At 65.8% G+C, this 14,908-nt stretch carries 15 protein-coding genes and 3 tRNA genes; 8 read left to right on the forward strand and 10 right to left on the reverse strand.

Translation table 11 applies throughout. The features are described from left to right. Positions 1–18 precede the first annotated feature (18 nt). Positions 19–627, forward strand: a complete 609-nt coding sequence (locus QGG57_02855; protein ID MDP7007114.1) for a DNA-3-methyladenine glycosylase 2 family protein — start codon at positions 19–21, stop codon at positions 625–627. Here QGG57_02855 and speB read toward each other — a convergent pair. The 3 genes from speB to QGG57_02870 are packed head-to-tail and all read right to left on the reverse strand — an operon-like array spanning position 624 to position 2,450. Next, positions 624–1,484 (reverse strand): agmatinase, encoded by an 861-nt coding sequence (gene speB, locus QGG57_02860; GenBank protein ID MDP7007115.1) that lies wholly within the window; start codon positions 1,482–1,484, stop codon positions 624–626. The two genes, QGG57_02855 and speB, sit on opposite strands and share 4 nt — an antisense overlap. Next, entirely contained in the window at positions 1,477–1,872 is a 396-nt protein-coding gene (locus QGG57_02865) for a translation initiation factor IF-5A (GenBank protein MDP7007116.1), read from the reverse strand. The genes speB and QGG57_02865 overlap by 8 nt, the downstream gene beginning before the upstream one ends. A gap of 23 nt (positions 1,873–1,895) precedes the next feature. Further along, positions 1,896–2,450 (reverse strand): TATA-box-binding protein, encoded by a 555-nt coding sequence (locus QGG57_02870; GenBank protein MDP7007117.1) that lies wholly within the window; start codon positions 2,448–2,450, stop codon positions 1,896–1,898. A gap of 119 nt (positions 2,451–2,569) precedes the next feature. On the opposite strand from QGG57_02870, the gene QGG57_02875 reads away from it, so the two are divergent. Beyond that, positions 2,570–2,647, forward strand: a tRNA-Pro gene (locus QGG57_02875). A gap of 79 nt (positions 2,648–2,726) precedes the next feature. Here QGG57_02875 and QGG57_02880 read toward each other — a convergent pair. Next, positions 2,727–3,473 (reverse strand): helix-turn-helix domain-containing protein, encoded by a 747-nt coding sequence (locus QGG57_02880; protein MDP7007118.1) that lies wholly within the window; start codon positions 3,471–3,473, stop codon positions 2,727–2,729. A 75-nt stretch (positions 3,474–3,548) separates the two neighbouring features. Between QGG57_02880 and QGG57_02885 the strand changes: the two genes are divergently transcribed. Genes QGG57_02885 through QGG57_02895 form a run of 3 tightly spaced genes read left to right on the forward strand, consistent with a single transcriptional unit; the run spans position 3,549 to position 8,804 of the window. After that, positions 3,549–4,685 (forward strand): thiolase family protein, encoded by a 1,137-nt coding sequence (locus QGG57_02885; GenBank protein MDP7007119.1) that lies wholly within the window; start codon positions 3,549–3,551, stop codon positions 4,683–4,685. Beyond that, positions 4,685–7,000 carry a 3-hydroxyacyl-CoA dehydrogenase/enoyl-CoA hydratase family protein gene (locus QGG57_02890; protein ID MDP7007120.1) on the forward strand — a complete coding sequence of 772 codons (2,316 nt, stop codon included), beginning with the start codon at positions 4,685–4,687 and terminating at the stop codon, positions 6,998–7,000. Before QGG57_02885 ends, QGG57_02890 begins: the two co-directional genes overlap by 1 nt. 1 nt (position 7,001) lies before the next feature. Beyond that, positions 7,002–8,804, forward strand: a complete 1,803-nt coding sequence (locus QGG57_02895; protein ID MDP7007121.1) for an acyl-CoA dehydrogenase C-terminal domain-containing protein — start codon at positions 7,002–7,004, stop codon at positions 8,802–8,804. Here QGG57_02895 and QGG57_02900 read toward each other — a convergent pair. Next, positions 8,801–9,613 (reverse strand): SDR family oxidoreductase, encoded by an 813-nt coding sequence (locus tag QGG57_02900; GenBank protein MDP7007122.1) that lies wholly within the window; start codon positions 9,611–9,613, stop codon positions 8,801–8,803. The two genes, QGG57_02895 and QGG57_02900, sit on opposite strands and share 4 nt — an antisense overlap. Before the next feature lie 20 nt (positions 9,614–9,633). Next, positions 9,634–10,053 carry a hypothetical protein gene (locus QGG57_02905; GenBank protein MDP7007123.1) on the reverse strand — a complete coding sequence of 140 codons (420 nt, stop codon included), beginning with the start codon at positions 10,051–10,053 and terminating at the stop codon, positions 9,634–9,636. A gap of 65 nt (positions 10,054–10,118) precedes the next feature. Between QGG57_02905 and QGG57_02910 the strand changes: the two genes are divergently transcribed. Beyond that, on the forward strand, positions 10,119–11,057 hold the full coding sequence (locus QGG57_02910) for a pyridoxal-phosphate dependent enzyme (GenBank protein ID MDP7007124.1): 939 nt from the start codon (positions 10,119–10,121) through the stop codon (positions 11,055–11,057). Positions 11,058–11,095: 38 nt separating this feature from the next. Here QGG57_02910 and QGG57_02915 read toward each other — a convergent pair. Next, a tRNA-Arg gene (locus QGG57_02915) sits at positions 11,096–11,171 on the reverse strand. 87 nt (positions 11,172–11,258) lie between these two features. Next, complete coding sequence (gene metG, locus QGG57_02920; protein ID MDP7007125.1) at positions 11,259–13,253, reverse strand: methionine--tRNA ligase; 1,995 nt, start codon at positions 13,251–13,253, stop codon at positions 11,259–11,261. Between the two features lie 91 nt (positions 13,254–13,344). On the opposite strand from metG, the gene QGG57_02925 reads away from it, so the two are divergent. Further along, positions 13,345–13,707, forward strand: coding sequence for a 6-carboxytetrahydropterin synthase (locus QGG57_02925; protein MDP7007126.1), 363 nt, complete (start codon positions 13,345–13,347; stop codon positions 13,705–13,707). Here the strand turns inward: QGG57_02925 and rdgB are convergent. Beyond that, a complete protein-coding gene (rdgB, locus tag QGG57_02930; GenBank protein MDP7007127.1) occupies positions 13,704–14,264 on the reverse strand; it encodes an RdgB/HAM1 family non-canonical purine NTP pyrophosphatase in 561 nt (186 codons plus the stop codon). The genes QGG57_02925 and rdgB overlap by 4 nt on opposite strands. Before the next feature lie 114 nt (positions 14,265–14,378). Between rdgB and QGG57_02935 the strand changes: the two genes are divergently transcribed. Beyond that, positions 14,379–14,465, forward strand: a tRNA-Ser gene (locus tag QGG57_02935). Positions 14,466–14,600: 135 nt separating this feature from the next. Here QGG57_02935 and QGG57_02940 read toward each other — a convergent pair. Then, on the reverse strand, positions 14,601–14,908 hold a 308-nt coding region (locus tag QGG57_02940), incomplete at its 5' end, for an SHOCT domain-containing protein (protein MDP7007128.1).

Here is a 14,908-nt window from a genome sequence, read left to right on the forward strand (position 1 = left end):
CGCGTCGCTGCCCGGGGCATGGGCAAGCCAAAGTGGTGGGGCCGCGCCTGCGACGAACTGCGCGCGGGCGACCCGGTGCTGGGGGCGATTATCGACCGCTTCCCGGGCGAGCGGCTCGAACCGCGCGCGGAGCCGTTCTTCACGCTCGCGCGCGCGATAGTGGGACAGCAGATTTCGGTCAGGGCGGCACAGACCGTCTGGGGCCGGCTCGAGGCCATCTGCGGCGGGGCGGTGAGCGTCGAGACAGTGCTGACGCGCAGCGTCGAACAGCTGCGGCCGGCAGGGCTTTCGCAACGCAAGGCGGAGTACCTGCATGGGCTGGCGCAGGACCGGGAGGTGTGGGACATTGACTGGGTCCCGCTCGACGACGAGGCGGCGATTGCGCGGCTCTGCCGGCTGCGCGGGGTGGGGCGCTGGACGGCGGAGATGTTTCTGATATTCCACGTGTTGCGACCCGACGTGCTGCCGCTGGATGACCTCGGGCTGGTGGCGGGGATGCGGCGTGCTTACGGCGACGACCTCGAGACGGCGCAGTTGCGCGAAATCGGCGCGGTGTGGCGGCCGTGGCGGTCGGTCGCGACGTGGTACCTCTGGCGCTCGCTCGACCCGGAGCCGGTCGAGTACTAACCGTCGCGTGGCTGTGCCTTGGCGACGGCGCCGATGGTATGGCGCACCAGTCGTGCCGCGAGCGCCGCGGTGTTACCGTTGTCGGCGGGCGGGCAGGTCTCGACACAGTCGAAACCAACCAGCCGGTCGCTCAGGAAATTGAGAACCTGCACCACCTCATAGGGAGTCATGCCGAACGGCTCGGGGGTGCCGACGCCGGGGGCGAAAGCGGGGTCAATCGCATCCATGTCGAGGCTCAGGTAGAGCGGGCCATCGAGCGACTCGACCAGATCGGAGAGGTGTTCGCGCAGTTCGCTCCAGCCCGCCTCGACGTAGTGCAGCCCATCCTCACGCGCAGCGTGCAGCTCTTCGCGCGAGAGCGAGCGGATGCCAATAGGGCGGACACGCTCGGGGCCAACTATTTCGGAGACGCGGCGCGTCGTCGCGGCGTGCGACCACTTCGCGCCCTGATAGCCGTCGCGATAATCGAGGTGCGCGTCGAGGATGATGACTCCAAGTTCGGGATAGTGCTGCTTCAGTGCGGCGACCGCCGGCGGGGTGAGCGAATGCTCGCCGCCGAGGCCGACCGGGAACTTGCCGGCAGCACCGATGCGGCCAACGATTTCCCCGATGGCACTGTTGTTGGCCGCCTGGTCGGCGACTGCTTCGACGTCGCCCCAGTCGTGGGCCGGAACGTCGCGCAGGTCGAGGCCCAGCTCGTTGAGCCACGACTCGAAATTGTGGCTGTGGAAGCGAATCGCCTCTGGACCAGCGGCAGTACCCTTGCGAAAGCAGGCAGTACCATCAAAGGGGTAGCCCCAGATTACGAAACGCGCGTCATCGAAAGCCGCTTCAGCGTCGGCAAAAAACTCAGGCACGCGTGACCAGCCGCCGCCCCATTGCCTGCAGGAAGCGGATTTCGCTGCCGGGCTCGAGGCTGCCCTGGAACTCCTCGGGGATGTCGGCCATCGGGATGGTAAAGGTCTCCCAGGTCTCCAGGTCCATGAACTGCACCTCGGGACCCATGTGCGCCAGCACCTGCCCCTTGCGATTGTCCACCTGCGGCACGTGCAGCTTGTGCTTGACGGGGTGGACCAGCGACCGTTTGGTGCCGTCGAAGATTCCGACCGCGACTATGCGCGCCTTGGCTTCGCCGTGCTTGCCGGGCTTGGAGGTGATGTACTCAACAATCCGGCACGGAGCGTCATCGACGAGGATGTAGCGCCCTACCTTGAGCGACCGGATTTCCTGGATAGTGGTGGTCATAGTTGCGTCTCGCTGGTGGGAAGCTAGTCCTCGCGCAGTAGTCCAGCGGTGCGCAGCTCGTGCTTGATGTTGCGGACGGCGTTCTTGATGTCGTTGACCTCGCGCGCGCCGACGCAAACCATCTTGCCGCTGCCAAAGAGCAGCAGCACGACCTTCGGGTCAGCCATGCGGTAGACCAGCCCGGGGAACGCCTCGGGCTCGTATTCGACGTTCTCGAAGCCGAGTGACATCGCAATCTGAATCAGGTTGAGCGTCGACTCCAGATTGGTGGTGGCGACGATGTTCTGGATGACGATATCTGGCTCGTCATGGACCGGCATCTTGAGCGTGCGCAGCTCGGCCACCACCTTGTTGATGGCGACATGCACGTCCGGAATCGAGCGCGCGCCGGTGCAGACCACCTTCCCGCTGCGGAAGATGAGCACCGCCGTTTTCGGCTCGGCGAGCTTGTAGATCAGGCCCGGGAATCGGTCCTGGTCATACTCGGCCCCCTCGAGCTGGAAGGCGATGTCCTGCAACATCAGTTCCTTGCCAATCGAGGCGCTTGCTACAACGTTGACTACTGTTATTTCAGCCATGGTAAAACCCCTGAGGACCGCCTATTTAAGTCAGCTATATAAAGCTTAAATATGATTCAGCACGCATCCAGAATCGGTTCCGCGACCTTTTTAGCGCACCCTGCGTGGCGCCGCCGGCGGGGCCCGTAGGGTAGCTTGGTCAATCCTTCGGCGTTCGGGACGCCGGTACTCCAGTTCAAATCTGGGCGGGCCCACCATTTCGGCTGCTGCAATCCGTCCAGACCGACAAATCACCCCCGGCCAGCACGCTCACGGCTGACGATGGCGGGCGACCCGCTAGAGTGGCTCGCCCGCCGCGAAAAGCGTCTCGAAAATCAGCCCCGAAAGCCGCGCCAGCTCCTCGTGGTGCAACCAGAGCCCGAGCAGGTGCGCCGCTGATTCCGGCTTTTCCAGGCCGCCGATGAGCAATTCGGCCTGGTCGATGATGAACATCCCGGCAGCGGGGGTCGCGGCGCGGCGGATTTCGTAATTGCCGGGGAGCCGCGCCAGGTCGAGCGGCGCCTCGCCCAGCGGGAAGAGCAGCCGCACGCGGACGCCGGCGCGCGAACCGCTCGCGAGTGCGCGGCAGAGCGAGTCGGGGATGGCCGACGGCAGGAAAGCGGCAATGCCGTCGATGCTCTCGGTCGCGCGCAGGCACATCTCCTCGACCTGCTGGAAGACACCCATGTCGCGCACCGTCACCGACTCTGTGTAGGAGCGCTCCTGCGTTTCGTAGAGCGGAATCAGCGTCTCCTCGGCGGCGGCGCAGGCCGCTTCGACTTCGCGCAGCCGCAGCTCGGCCAGCCGGCGCGGGTTCTCGGGCGCGTAGGTGCGCGGATGCGCCGAGACCTGATGCGCCGCACCGTGGGCGGCGAGGTTGTCCAGGATGCCGTAAATCCGGGCGCGTGAGAAGGCGCAGCCGCGGCTGATGTCCCCGACACTGGCTTCGCCAGCCCGGAGCAGCAGCCGGTACACCTCCGCCTCGCCGTCGGAAAGCCCCAGCGTGTGGAGTACGGCATCCGGACTGTGTGGTGTGGTGCCCACGCTCCGCAAAAGGGGTTCTGCTATATAAATGTTTTACTTTATTAAACTATTATATACCGGGAAGTTTGGGGTTTGATGAGCGAGGCAGTAATTGCAGGCTATGTCCGTTCGCCCTTCACCCCCGCTCGCAAGGGCGCGCTGGCGAAGGTGAGACCTGATGAACTGATGGCACAGGTGGTGCGCGGGCTGCTCGAACGGAGCGGCACCGACCCGGCCGGGCTGGAAGACCTGATTATCGGCTGCGCGTTCCCGGAAGGCGAGCAGGGGCTCAACGTGGCGCGCATTGTCGGCTTCCTTGCGGACCTGCCGCCAGCGGTGGCGGGGACGACGGTGAACCGCTTCTGCGGCTCGTCGATGCAGGCCATCCACATGGCGGCCGGCGCCATCGCGTCTGGCGCGGGCGAGGCGTTCGTCTGCGGCGGGGTCGAGTCGATGTCGCGCGTGCCGATGATGGGGTTCAACCCGCTGCCGCATCCGGGGCTTTACGAGCGCGCGCCCGAAGTCTACATTAACATGGGGCTGACCGCTGAGAACCTGGCGCGCAAATACGATGTTTCGCGCGAAGCGCAGGAGGCATTCGCGCTCGAGTCGCAGCAGCGCGCGGTGCGCGCGGCGAGCGACGGCAGCTTCGCTGACGAAATCGTGCCGGTCGAAAACGGCGGTGGCCCGGTCAGCGCCGACGGCTGCCCGCGTCCCGACACCAGCCTCGAGGCGCTGGCGGGGCTGAAGCCTGCGTTCGACGCTGAAGGCAACGTGACGGCCGGCACTTCGTCACCGCTAACCGACGGCGCGGCGGCGGTGCTGGTGACTTCGGCTGACTACGCAAAGCGCCACAAACTGCCCGCCATGGCGCGCATCCGCGCCACCGCGGTCTCGGGCTGCGCGCCCGAAATCATGGGCATCGGCCCCGTCGAGGCGACCCGCAAGGCGCTCGAACGCGCCGGGCTGGAGCTGGGGCAGATGGACCTTGTCGAGCTTAACGAGGCGTTCGCAGCGCAGTCGCTAGCGGTGCTGGACGAACTGGGGCTGTCGCACGACCGCGTGAATCTGGACGGCGGTGCGATTGCACTGGGCCACCCGCTGGGGGCGAGCGGCGCGCGCATCACCGGCAAGGCAGCATCGCTGCTCCAGCGCGAGGGCGGTCGCTACGCGCTGGCGACGATGTGTATCGGCGGCGGACAGGGCATCGCGACGGTGCTCGAGGCAGCGTAATGGAGCGCGCGGCAGTCATCGGCTCGGGCGTCATGGGTGCCGGCATCGCGGCGCACCTGGCGAACGCCGGGGTGAGCGTGGAACTGCTCGACATCGTCCCGGAAGGTGCCGCGGACCGCAACGCACTGGCGCGTGGCGCGATAGCGCGACTGCCCCGGACGAAGCCGGCGCCGCTGATGCATCCCGATTTTGCCGAGCGCATCCGGCCCGGCAACCTGGAGGACCATCTCGGCCGCGTCGCCGAGGCGGACTGGATTGTAGAAGCGGTTCTCGAAGACCTTAATATAAAGCAGAAAGTTTTCCGCCAGCTCGAAAAAGTCCGCAAGGACGGCAGTATCATCAGCTCCAATACCTCGACCATTCCGCGCGCGCAGCTCACGAAGGGGATGGGCAAGCGCTTCGCGCGCGACTTCATGATTACCCACTTCTTCAATCCGCCGCGCTACCTGCGGCTGCTGGAGATTGTGCCTTCACCAACTATGGAGCCGGAGCGGCTCGACGCCTTCCGGGACTTCGCCGACCGGCGGCTCGGCAAGGGCGTCGTGGTTTGCAACGACACGCCGGGATTCATCGGCAACCGCATCGGCGCCTACTGGATGCAGTGCGCCATCAACGCGGCGGTCGAGATGGGGCTGAGCGTCGAGGAGGCGGACGCGGTGATGGGGCGCCCGATTGGCGTGCCGAAGACTGCGGTATTCGGGCTGCTCGACCTTGTCGGACTGGATCTGGTGCCGCACATCGCCGAGAGTATGCTGGCGACGCTGCCCGACGACGATGACTACCGGCGGGTGGTCGCCGAAGCCGAGCAGAACGGCATCACCGCCACCATCTCCGGGATGATTGCGGCCGGCTATACTGGCCGCAAAGGGAAGGGCGGCTTCTACCGGCTTAACCGCGACGGCGGGAAGAAGGTGAAGGAGGCGCGCAGTCTGGCGACGGGCGAATACGCGCCCGCCAACCGCAAGGTGGCGCTCGAATCACCCAAGGCGGGCAAACGGGGATTGCGCGCGCTTGTGGAATACCCCGACCGCGGCGGCGAGTACGCCTGGAAAGTGCTGTCGCAGACGCTCGCCTACACTGCGTCGCTGGTGCCCGAAATCGCCGCTGCGCCGGCCGACGTTGATGCAGCGATGCGGCTCGGCTACGGCTGGAAGCGCGGTCCGTTCGAGATGCTCGACGCGCTCGGCGTGGATTGGTTCTGCAAGCGGCTGGCTGACGCTGGCCTGGCGGTTCCACCACTGCTGGCGCACGGCAAGCCGCTCTACGACGGCGAGACGCAGTTGCTGGCCGACGGCAGCTACAGCACGGTCCCGCGCAAAGAGGGGGCGCTGCGCGTCGCCGACCTGCGGAAGGCGGGCGAACCACTGGCAAGCAACGCGTCGGCGTCTCTGTGGGACGCGGGCGACGGCATCGCGCTGCTCGAGTTCCACAGCAAGCTGAACGCGATTGACCCGCTCAGCCTGGAAATGACCGCCGAGGCGGTTGAAGTCGTGGAGGGGGGCGACTTCGTCGGGCTGGTGGTCGGCAACGACGGTGAACATTTCTCGGCCGGCGCCAACATCGGGCTGGCGCTCTTCGTCGCCAACGTCGGTGCGTGGGACGAAATCGGCAAGATGATTAGCGGCGGCCAGCTGGCATTCATGACGCTCAAGCACTCCAGCTTCCCGGTCGTCGGCGCACCGAGTGGACTCGCCATCGGCGGCGGGTGCGAGGTGCTGCTGGCGTGCGACGCCATCCAGGCGCACTCCGAGACCTACACGGGGCTGGTTGAAGTCGGCGTGGGGCTGGTCCCCGCGTGGGGCGGCTGCAAAGAGATGCTGCGCCGCTGGACCGAGGCGGGGCCACACGGCCCAATGGCACCCGTCGCGAAAATCTTCGAGAACGTCGGCACTGCAAAAGTGGCGACGAGCGCCTTCGAGGCGCGGGACATGCAAATCCTGCGCGACGGCGACCGCATCACGATGAACCGCGACCGCGTGCTGGCCGACGCCAAGGCGCGCTGCCTTGAGCTGGTCGATGGCTACGCACCGCCCGAAATGGCAACACACCGGTTGCCCGGCCCATCAGGCCGCGTCGGGCTGGAGATGGCGGTGGCGGACCTGCTCCGCGCGGGCAAGGCGACACCACACGACGAGGTCGTCGCGGGGCAGCTGGCTATTGTGCTGAGCGGCGGCGGGACCGACCCCACCGAAGAACTGGACGATTCCGACATACTTGACCTGGAGCGCGCGGCGTTCATGGCGCTGGTGCGCCTGCCACCAACGCTGGCGCGGATTGAGCATATGCTCACGACGGGAAACCCGCTGAGGAACTGAGATGAAATACCGCGTGCCGAAACGGGAGTTCGAGTTCGTCCTGCGCGAGGTGATGCAGGTCGAGCGACTGACACAGTATCCTGGCTACGAGGAGGTGACCTGGGATATGCTACAGATGATTACTGACCAGGTAGCTGAGATTGTGGAAGACGTCTGGCTTCCAAGTAACAAGATTGGAGATCAAGTCGGCGCGAAATTCAAGGATGGGGAGGTAACGCTGCCACCTGAGTTCCACGACGCGATTAACGCTATTCGCGATACTGGACTGGTGACGCTATTCGCGCATCAGGAATACGGTGGGATGGGGTTCCCAACCGCCCTTGAGGTGCTGGGTGACGAGGTGATGTGCGCGACCAACATGGCGCTGGCAACCATATCAGGACTTACCAAGGGAGCCTATCGTTGCATCCATCAATATGGTAGTGAGGAGCTGAAGACACTATATCTGCCGAGGATGGTCAGCGGCGAGTGGTTCGGTACCATGTGCCTTACGGAGGCGCATTGCGGGACTGACCTGGGGCTGCTGCGTACCAGGGCGGTGGAGCAGGAAAACGGTAGCTACCGGCTGAGCGGCGAGAAGATATTCATTACCGGTGGTGAACATGATTTAACGGAAAATATTCTTCATCTGGTTCTGGCGCGGCTGCCCGATGCGCCGAAGGGCGTGAAGGGAATCTCGCTCTTCCTGGTGCCCAAGTTCATCCCGGCAGACGACGGCAGTCTAGGCGAGCGCAACTCCATTCGAGCGCTCTCCATCGAGGAAAAGATGGGATGCAAGGGCTCTCCCACCTGCGTTATAGCGCTTGAGGAAGCACAGGGCTGGTTGATTGGTGAGGAGAATCGCGGGCTGCGCGCGATGTTCTCGATGATGAACCATGAGCGGCTGGCGGTTGGCATGGAAGGCATCGGCATCGGCGAGATTGCCTACCAGAACGGGCTGGCGTACGCGCTGGACCGGCTGCAGGGGCGCGACCTGAAAGGCGCCCGGTTTCCGGAACAGGAAGCCGATCCACTGATCGTGCATCCCGACATCCGGCGGATGCTGCTGCGCGCCAAGTCACTCATCGAAGGGATGCGCTGCCTGGCGGTCTGGACCGGGATGTCGATTGACCGCTCGCATGCGGACCCCGATGAGGCAACGCGCGAGGCGAACGGTGAACTGGTCGAAATCCTGACGCCGATTGTCAAGGCGCTCTGCACCGACCTTGGGTGCGAAATCGCGAACGACATGCTGCAAATCTACGGCGGTCACGGCTACATCAAGGAGCACGGCATGGAGCAGCTGGTGCGCGACCTGCGGATTGCCCCCATCTGGGAAGGCGCCAACGGCATTCAGGCGCTCGACCTGGCGGGGCGCAAACTGCCGCGCGATATGGGGCGGTTGCTGCGCCGCTTCTTCCATCCTGCGCTGGAGTTCGTCGAGACCAATCGCGACGACCCCGACCTGAAGGAATTTGTCGAGCCGTTCGCGAAAGGCTTGCGCGGGCTCCAGAAGACCAGCTTGTTCCTGGCCCAGAGGGGAATGGGCAACCCGCGCGAAATCGGCGCCGGCGCGACCGACTACCTGCGGCAGTTCGGGCTGGTGACGCTGGGCTACATGTGGCTACAGATGCTGAAGGTCGCCTTTGCGAAGCGCGACGAAGGGGAGTTTTACGAATACAAACTCATTACGGGGCGCTACTTTTTCGAGCGTGTCTTCCCCGAAACTATCTCGCGCGCGGTCGCCATCGCTTCCGGCGCGAAGACCATGATGGCGATGCCGGACGCCGGCTTCGCGGGCGACCATCGCTTCTCGGGCAACTAGTCGGCGACCAGCTTCCCGAGCGTGTAGAAGGGGTTGCCCGCCAGCCACTGCCCGCCGTCGGCGACGAGGCACTCTCCCGTCACGTAGTCGCTCGCGGCGAGCCAGAGCACTTGCAGCGCCATCTCGTCGGCGGTCGCGAGCCGCCCCTTCGGGATAGTGTCGGTAATCATCTGTTCCATCTCGGGCGCCGGGAACAGGTTGGCCCGGGCACCTTCGGTCGGCACGACGCCGGGGCAGAGCGCGTTGACGCGGATGCCATGGCTGGCCCACTCGAGCGCCAGCGACCGCGTCAGGTTCAGCACCCCCGCCTTTGCGGCGCCGGAGTGCGCGACGTAGGACGCGGCGCCCCAGGCGTAGTTGGCGACTATGTTGACGACGCTCGCATCGCGCCCCTTGCGCAGCAGCGGGTGGAAGGCGCGCGAGACGCGGAAGGTGCCGTCGAGCACGATGTCGACGACCGCGCGCCAGGCGTTTTCGCTCATCTCGGCCACCGGCGCGAAGAAGTTCCCGGCGGCGTTGTTGACCAGCACGTCGAGCGCACCCCATTCCGATTCGAGCGTGGCGGCGAGCGCCGCCACGCTCTCAGCGTCGCGGACATCGACAACGTGCGTCAGCACTTCCGTTCCAGTGGCGTCGGTGACGGTGGCCGCGCCCGCCGCGAGATGCTCAGCGTTGCGCGACGCGATGGCGACCTGCGCGCCGTGCGCTGCGAACGTTTGCGCAAACGCCAGTCCCATCCCGGTGCCGCCGCCCGTCACGAGTACGCGTGCGCCGGCAAACAGGTCGTCACGGAAGGGGGATTCGCCCACGCGGGGCCAGCCGGGGGGAGTTAATGAGCGTCCCGCGTCAGCGCGCGCTCGACCCGCAGCGCGCCGCGCACCGGGCCGGAGTAGGGGCGGCCGTGCAGGTGGTAGCTGAAGAGCCCCAGCTCGAGCCGGCATTCAGCGCTGGCGCCGGCGGGGTCGCTGGCGCGCACCCGCAGGGCGAGCGGCGCGTCCTGCACTTCGTGGCGCGGCTCGAGCCACATTTCTTCGGAGTGCGAGTCGCCTGGCAGCAGCTGGCTGACGGCGACGCGGTCGAGCCCGTGCGGGCGCAGCTCGCCGTGGTCGTAGAGCAGTCGCAATTCGAGCTGCGAGAGCGGTGCCGGGCCGGTGTTGGTAATGCGCTGCTCGACCTGCAGCTTGCCACGGGCATGGGTCACCCGGGCACTGACCAGCAGCGGACCTTCAGAACCGGTTTCCCAATTCATGGCGTCTACTCCAAATGGGGAAAACGGGTGGTCTGATATAATCCCTTCGCAGGCTGCCCCGCACGATGGTTACACTCGCCGACGTTCGCGCTGCCGCTGCGCGGCTCGATGGCGTGGCGCTGTGGACGCCGGTCAGGACGTCCCGGGCGCTGGACAAACTGGCGGGTCGCGAGCTCGTCTTCAAGTGCGAAAACCTGCAGAAGGTGGGCGCGTTCAAGTTCCGCGGCGCGTGGAACGCGGTCGCGTCGCTCCCCGAAGGCGAAGCGGCGCGCGGCGTCTGCACCCACAGCAGCGGCAACCACGCGCAGGCGCTGGCGCTCGCGGCGCAGATGCGCGGCATCGCGGCGCATATCGTAATGCCCGAGAATGTAGCGCCAATCAAGCTGCACGCGGTCGAAAGCTACGGCGCCGAAATCACGCTCTGCGAGCCAACGCTGGCAGCGCGCGAAAGCGCACTGGCGGAACTGCGGCGCACGACCGGCGCGGTGCTGGTGCACCCCTACGATAACGCACGCGTGATTGCCGGGCAGGGCACCGCCGCGCTGGAGCTGCTGGCGCAGGCCGAGCTCGACGCCATCATCACGCCGGTCGGCGGCGGCGGGCTGCTCTCGGGCACCTGCATCGCCGTGCGGGGCACCGCGCCCGGAGTCGCGCTCTATGGCGCCGAGCCGGCTGGCGCCGACGATGCGGCGCGGTCGCTGGCCGTCGGGAAGTTCATTCCACAGACTGGGCCCGATACCATCTGCGACGGGCTGCTCTCCAGCCTGGGCGAGCTGACCTGGCCCATCCTGCGCGACCATCTTGCGGCCATCATCACCGTCAACGACGACGCTGTCCGACGGGCGATGCGGCTGCTGCGCGTCGAACTGGGTCTGCTGGTTGAGCCAAGCGGCGCCATCGGGCTCGCGGCGGCGCTCTCGCCCACCTTCGAGAGCGACGCGCAGCGCGTCGGCGTCATCCTGAGCGGCGGCAACATTGATGCCGCGGAGTTTTTCGGCGAGTGAGTGGCGGGCTCACCCGCACGGCGCCGTGAGGTGGGGCATGGCGGGCCCGCGGGGATTCGAACCCCGGGTCTCCGGCTTAGAAGGCCGGCGCCTTTCCAGCTAGGCTACGGGCCCCGCACGCCGGGAAGTGGGGCGGCTTAAGGGATTTGGCTGTAGCCGCCCGATGGCTCCACCGGCACTGTCTCTTTTAAATATCTATCGTCAGTGAATCCTGCTGCCGTTCTCCACCTGCTGGTCAGGCTGGAGCAGGCTCACTAGCTTGCCGCTCTCGGCCGCCAGCAACATCCCTTCCGACTCGACGTCGCGGAACTTGGCGCGCTGCAGGTTGACGAGCACCGCAATCTGCCGCCCCTGTAGCTCGTCAGCCTCGTAGATGCCGCGCAGGCCGGTCACCAGCCTGCGCGTGGGGCCGCCGAAATCGACCTCCAGCAGCCACAGTTTGTCTGCGTCGGGGTGCTTCTCCACGCCGGTCACGGTGCCGATGCGGATATCCAGCTTCTTGAAGTCGTCGAAGCTGATTTCTGGCTTTAGCTCTGGTAGCTCGTCTTGGGGCATTTCTTTCTCCAGTACCTGTTTCAGGTCCAGTTTTGCAAACAGCGGTTCGGGCCGCTGCAGGGTAAAATCAGTCGCGCCGTCCAGCGCCGCCTCCCAGCCCGCCGCCTGCGGCGTTCCCGGCAGGCCAAGGTAGCGCCATGCGGTTTCCCCTGCCTTGGGCAGGAAGGGCGTCATCATGATTGAGAGCGAGCGGCAGACATTCAGGAAGCCGACCAGCTGCGCCTCGCACGCGGCGCGGTCCTGCTTCAGCAGCTTCCACGGCGCCGCCTCGTTCAGCGCGGCGTTGGTCGCCTGCGACAGCTCCAGCATCGCCGCCAGCCCGCGCTTGAACTTGCACGCCGCGAGCGCCGCGTCCATCTTCGCGTGCGCGGTCGCGACACGGTCGCGCAGCTCCGGCAGCGCGCACTCGTCGGCATGGAGCCCGTCGGGGAAATTCTTCTGCGCGAAGGAGACGACGCGGTGCAGCAGGTTGCCGAGATTGCCGATGAGCTCGGTGTTGACCCGCGTGACGTAGTCCTCCCATGAAAAACTGGCGTCCTTCTGCTCGGGCATGACTGCCGCCAGATAGTAGCGCAGCGCCTCCGGGTCGTAGCGCTCGAGATAGTCGGGAATCCAGACCGCGTGGCGGCGCGACTTGGAAAACTGCGCCGAGTCCAATAGCAGGTATTCGTTGGCCGGGACGTCGTGCGGCAGTTGCAGCCCGCATCCCAGCAGCATCGCCGGCCAGATGATGGTGTGGAAGGGGATGTTGTCCTTGGCCATGAAGTAGCGGTGTTCCGCCTCCGGGTCATCCCACCACTTGCGCCACGCCTCGTCGTCGCCCTGCAACTGCGCCCAGTGGCGCGACGCCGAGTAGTAGCCCATCACCGCCTCGAACCAGACGTAGATGCGCTTGTTCTCGTAGCCTTCGCGTGGGACCGGGATGCCCCACTCCAGGTCGCGCGTCACGGCGCGGTCCACAAGGCCTTCCTCGAGCCAGTTGCGGGTGAATTTGAGCACGTTCGACTTCCAGTGGCCTTTGCCCTCGGAGAGCCATTCGAGCAGCTTTTCGCGGAACGCCGAGAGCCGGAAGAAGAGATGCTCGGTCTCGCGGAACTCCAGCGGCACGTCGGGGTTCAGCTTCGGGTGCGGGTCAATCAGCTCGTCGGCGTCGAGCGTCTTACCGCATTCGTCGCACTGGTCGCCCCGCGCGCCGGTCGACTTGCAGTGGGGGCAGGTGCCCTCGACGTAGCGGTCGGGCAGGAACTGCCCCGCCTTCGGGTCATACGGCGCAGTGGTAGTGCGCGGCTCGATGAAGCCCGCTTCATCGAGCCGCCCGAGAATCTCGTGCACCACCGCCTCGTGCTCGGGCGTGTGGGTGTGGGTGAACAGGTCGAACGAAATCCCCATCTGCTCGATGGAGCGCGAGTTGAGTTCGTGGTAGCGCAGCGCGACCTCCTCCGGTTTGGCGCCCTCCTGCTGCGCGGTGACCATGATGGGGGTGCCGTGCATGTCGCTGCCGCTGACCATCAGCACCCGGTTGCCCTTCAGCCGGTGGTAGCGCGCGAAGATGTCGGCCGGCAGGTAGCAGCCCGCCATGTGGCCCAGGTGCAGCGACCCGTTGGCATACGGCCACGCGACCGCGACGAGGACGTGCTTCACGGTGGCGCAATCCGCCCATTATAAATCAGCCACGGGCGCCGGCGAAGGGGCGCGGGCGACAGCGCTCTTATCCCCGCGCGGCTGCCGGGGCGTGTTCCGTATCGAGCGCGACTATACCGTCGAGGCGGCGCGGCGGCTGCCGCGGCTGCCCGCGGAGCATCCCTGCCACCGGCTGCACGGCCACTGCTTCACCGTCACGCTCGCCATCGAGGGCGACGCCGATAATGAGAAGCAGTGGGTCGCCGACTACTACGACGTCGATGCCGCCTACGAAGTGGGGGTCGGCAGCCTGATTGACCATAATTACCTCAACGACGTTGCGGGGCTGGAAAACCCGACGACCGAAGTGCTGGCACGCTGGGTCTTCGAGCGGCTGGAACCGGCGCTGCCGGGGCTGGTCGAAGTCATCGTTGCCGAAGAGGGCGATACGCGCTGCGCCTACCGGCCCGGCTAGCCGCTGTCGCCGAGATACACGGCCAGCGCCGCCAGCGCCCGCCCGCGATGGCTGACCGCATTCTTCTCCGCCAGCGGCAGCTCGGCGAAAGTCCGCTCGTCGCCTGCGGGGATGAAAACCGGGTCGTAGCCGAACCCCCCGTCGCCGCGCGGCTCCCGCGCGATGCGGCCGCGGCAGCTGCCGCGGAACTGCTGGCGACCGCCGTCGGGCAACAGCAAACCGAGCACGCAGCGGAACTCGGCGCTGCGCTCCGCCCCGTCGCCGAGCAGCGCCAGCACGCCGGCTGGGCCAATGGTGTCGTGCGCGTAGCGGCTGTAGACGCCGGGGAAGCCGCCCAGCGCGTCGACGAAAAGCCCCGCGTCGTCGATGAGCAGCGCCTCGCCCGCGTGGCGCTGCGCCAGCCACTCGAGCCCGAACTCGACCACCGCCCCGAGCGTCGCCGCCTGCACCTCGGGATACTCCAGCGCGCGCTGCGCGACCGTGTGGCCCGCCGGCTCCAGCGCCGCCGCCAGCTCGCGCAGCTTGCCCGCGTTGGACGTCACCAGCCCCAGCTCCATGCCCCCGTAGCAGCGGCCGGTTTTAGCCGCTGCCCGTGGTCGGCGAGCGGCTCGGGCAGCGAGGGGGAAACGCCGCCGCAGGCTCTTTAACCGGGGCAGCGTCGCGAACGGTGCGCGAGGATCGCATAGCCTGGCCATTGCGTCGGATTGCTAATCCGATGGGCTTGTCCCACGGGGGTTCAAATCCCCCTCCTCGCGCCACATTACTCTCTGACGAGAGTGTCGCGACGAAACGTTGCGATTTCGGGACATAATACCCCAAAGACCGGGGTGTCATAAGGTGGTAGTCGGGCCTGCCGGCGTTCATTCAATCCCATTCTGATGGCTTATATCCGCCTATTTCCCCAGAATCTCCTTCTTCATCTGCTTGAACTCGTCGTCGTCAATCAAGCCTTCTGCAAGCATTTCTTTTAGTTCTTTCAGTTCTTGCATTTTGGAAGAACCTCCGCCGACATTGGAACGGTTGAGGACACTGTCCTTTACGATAGTATCACGGTCATCAACATAGTCGCCATGGACAATCGTTTGGTCGACCTTCTTCTCGTCCAGCATTTTCCTGCGGACTTCCTTTGATTTTTTGAAATCACCAATTTGTTCCCATAAAGATATTGCAGACTCATAATCTAAATTTTCTTCCTTGCTTT

It is taken from the genome of Candidatus Poseidoniia archaeon (genome assembly GCA_030748895.1).
Lineage (GTDB): Archaea > Thermoplasmatota > Poseidoniia > MGIII > CG-Epi1 > UBA8886.